The sequence below is a fragment of the Bacillota bacterium genome (assembly GCA_018333655.1).
Taxonomy (GTDB): Bacteria; Bacillota; UBA994; order UBA994; family UBA994; genus BS524.
Genome location: JAGXTJ010000026.1, coordinates 1 through 2606, shown reverse-complemented (window position 1 = coordinate 2606; position 2606 = coordinate 1). Strand labels below are relative to the sequence as shown.

Annotated in this window: 3 protein-coding genes; 1 reads left to right on the top strand and 2 read right to left on the bottom strand. The window is 59.2% G+C overall.

Annotated elements, in window-relative coordinates:
• Positions 1–129: 129 nt before the first annotated feature.
• Positions 130–960, top strand: coding sequence for an urease accessory protein UreD (locus tag KGZ92_05855; protein MBS3888812.1), 831 nt, complete (start codon positions 130–132; stop codon positions 958–960).
• A gap of 54 nt (positions 961–1014) precedes the next feature.
• On the opposite strand, the gene urtE is transcribed toward KGZ92_05855, so the two are convergent.
• Positions 1015–1719 (bottom strand): urea ABC transporter ATP-binding subunit UrtE, encoded by a 705-nt coding sequence (urtE, locus tag KGZ92_05850; protein ID MBS3888811.1) that lies wholly within the window; start codon positions 1717–1719, stop codon positions 1015–1017.
• Between the two features lie 12 nt (positions 1720–1731).
• On the bottom strand, positions 1732–2604 hold the full coding sequence (gene urtD / locus KGZ92_05845) for an urea ABC transporter ATP-binding protein UrtD (GenBank protein MBS3888810.1): 873 nt from the start codon (positions 2602–2604) through the stop codon (positions 1732–1734).
• Positions 2605–2606: the final 2 nt, after the last annotated feature.

The window sequence follows — 2606 nt, the reverse complement described above, 5'->3', positions numbered from 1 at the left end:
CAAGATGGTGGGCGATGAAGTGCAGGCAAATGTGGGCAAACACAATCCAGGATGGCGCATAAATTGCTTGACCTAAACGTCAAACGCAAACGCTCGCGCCACCCAACCCACTCATTCAGCCCACACCCCATGCCGTGGAACGCCTCACTTATCTTGCGCTACCAGCGCCGCCACGCAACCACCACCGTGGCGCACAAACATCTGGGGCCGCTGCGCATATTTCACAGCCACTACCCGCAAGGGCCGGGCCTATGCCATAACGTCTTGATCCATCCACCCGGCGGGCTCGTGGGCGGCGACCGATTGGATATTCGCATCCACGCCGAAGCGTTTTGCCATGCGCTGCTGACCACTCCGGGTGCCACGCGCTTTTATCGCTCATTGGGGGCAGATGCCACCCAATCGATTGACATTGAACTGGAACAAGGGGCCAAACTGGAATGGCTGCCGATGGAAACCTTGGCCTACCCCGGCTGCCAAGCTGTCAATTCCTTGCGCGCCAAACTTGCGCCCGAAGCCCAATTGCTGGCATGGGAAGTGACTGCGCTGGGACTGCCTATCTCGGGTCAGCCATTCGATTCCGGCTTCCTGCAACAGCGCATCGAAATCGCAGATTGCTGGCTCGATCAGGGCCGAATCGACGCCCTCGACAAGCGGCTGATGGACTCGCCCTTGGGGCTGGCGGGGCAGCGTTGCCTCGGCACCTTGGTACTGGCCAGCGGCAGCCCATGGCCGTCGCAGACCCGAGAGGCGCTGCTACAGTCCGCGCGGGACAGCTTGGCCCAAAGCCCCACCGCCACCCGATCTGGCGCCACATGCACGCACGACAGGGTGCTGGTGGTGCGGGCACTGGGCCCACTGGTGGAGCCCGTGATGCAAACCCTCAAAGCCGCGTGGCGCAACGTGCGCGCCTGTGCGTGGGGATCCGAAGCGGCAGAGCCCAGAATTTGGAAGACCTGAATCGCGTGCGTCGTCAACGAAAACCCGAACGGTGGCAGAAGCACATGGGGAGCCTTAAATCGCAACCAATTTGCTGATGTTTGCCGCCCCCATTTCCTCCCCGCTGCCCTTGGCAACCACCTCACCGCGCTGCATCACCACGAACTGGTCAGCCAGAGCCTCGGCAAAATCATAGTACTGCTCGACCAGCAAGATCGCCATGGGTTGACCGTCTAGCCCATTCTTGGCCAAATGCTGCAACACCCGGCCAATGTCTTTGATGACACTGGGCTGTATGCCTTCGGTGGGTTCGTCGAGCACCAGCAAGCCGGGCGCGGCAGCGAGGGCGCGGGCAATGGCCAATTGTTGCTGCTGCCCACCCGACAGATCGCCCCCCCTGCGCCCACTCATTTGAGCCAGCACCGGAAACAACTCAAACAATGCCGGCGGAATGGGAGTCTTGGCGCTTTTGGTTGCCAATCCCATGAGCAGGTTCTCCCGCACAGTAAGCCGAGCAAAGATTTCGCGGCCCTGCGGCACATAACCAATGCCTGCGCGAGCGCGCTGGTATGGCGTGCACTTCGCCAGTGATTGGCCATCGAATTCAATGGAGCCGCTGCGGATCGGTACCAAGCCCATGAGGGACTTAAGCAACGTGGTCTTGCCGACGCCGTTACGCCCCAGCACCACAGTGATTTCGCCCCGACGCGCCTGCAAGCTGACCCCGCGCAAAATATGCGCACCACTGTAATACTGGTGCAATTGCTCAATGATCAACATGGCCGTTGGACCTCATCGCCCCAAATAAACTTCAATTACGCGTTCATCGGCCTGCACTTCATCGAGCGTACCCTCAGCCAACAGCGCACCCTCACAAAGCACCGTTACCTTGGAGCAGATAGAGCGCACAAAACCCATGTCGTGCTCGACCACGATCAAGGAGTGATGCTGTTTAAGTTGCATCAACAACTCTGCCGTGCGTTCGGTTTCGGCGTCGGTCATACCGGCTACAGGCTCGTCAAGCAGCAGCAACTTCGGCTCTTGCATCAGCAACATTCCGATTTCAAGCCATTGTTTTTGACCATGGCTCAATGAGCCCGCCAAGGCGTGGCATTGTGCGCCAAGCTCGATGGTGTGCAGCACCTGTGCCAAGCGATCCCGTTGCTCGGGCTTCAGTTGGAACCGCATGCTGGCCCAAACCCCCTTATGGCAGGCCAAGGCCAACTCAAGGTTTTCGAACACCGTCAGTTGCTCGAAAACCGTGGGCTTCTGAAATTTGCGACCTATGCCAAGGGAGGCGATTTCAGACTCGTTGTGACGCAGCAAATCAATGGTCGAGCCAAAAAAAACGGTGCCTGAGTCGGGTCGGGTTTTGCCGGTTATGACATCCATCAGCGTGGTTTTGCCCGCGCCGTTGGGGCCGATGATGCAACGCAGTTCGCCGGGTGCAATATCCAAATTGAGTTTGTTGAGCGCCCGGAATCCGTCGAAGCTTACTGTGACGTCTTCGAGGTACAGAATGCGCCCGTGGCTGATGTCCACCACGCCAGCCTGCAAGGGGTGTGCATAACCGGTTGCTCGACCCCCAGATCCGCCCACGGCCTGTGCTCGCGCTTGGGCCTCCTGCATTCGCTTTGTGCCAGCGTCAAGCAAGTCGGGTGTCATGT

Coding starts and splice junctions, on each gene's coding strand:
- KGZ92_05855 (MBS3888812.1), top strand. CDS start 130: ATGCCGTGGAACGCCTCACTTATCTTGCGCTACCAGCGCCGCCACGCA.
- urtE (MBS3888811.1), bottom strand. CDS start 1,719: ATGTTGATCATTGAGCAATTGCACCAGTATTACAGTGGTGCGCATATT.
- urtD (MBS3888810.1), bottom strand. CDS start 2,604: ATGACACCCGACTTGCTTGACGCTGGCACAAAGCGAATGCAGGAGGCC.